The 396-nt window shown below is 59.1% G+C and carries 1 protein-coding gene; it reads right to left on the bottom strand.

The genetic code is table 11. The features are described from left to right. Window positions 1-171 precede the first annotated feature (171 nt). The coding region (locus HX786_RS31500) for an HAD family phosphatase (RefSeq protein WP_178913085.1) at window positions 172-396 on the bottom strand (225 nt) is incomplete at its 5' end.

Below are 396 nucleotides of genomic sequence, written 5' to 3'. Positions count from 1 at the left end.
GTGACGGTTTATATTTTGCGGCAGAAGACCTTGCCCAAGGCACCGCAGGACTAAATGTGGGAGCGGGCTTGCTCGCGAATACGGTGGATCAGTCAGCACATGTATCGGCTGACACACCGTATTCGCGAGCAAGCCCGCTCCCACATTTTTGATCCAGTGGCTTCAGAGGGATCAACGCATCGGCGGCAACCCATACGCCGCCAGATCAAACTCCGCCAACTTGCGAATAACCTGGTCGGCATGGTGGTACTTGCTGTCCGCCATCGCCTCATCCGGCACCGCAATCGCGGTCATGTGCGCAGCCTTCGCCGCTGTCACGCCAAACGGCGAATCCTCAAACACCAGGCAATCCTCCGGTGCCACACCCAAGCGGCGCGCCGCCGTCAGGAAGATATC

This window comes from Pseudomonas sp. 21615526 (assembly GCF_013386245.1).
In the GTDB taxonomy this organism is placed as follows: domain Bacteria; phylum Pseudomonadota; class Gammaproteobacteria; order Pseudomonadales; family Pseudomonadaceae; genus Aquipseudomonas.
The sequence above is the reverse complement of the archived record's forward strand: the minus strand, read 5'-3'. Positions and strand labels throughout refer to the sequence as shown.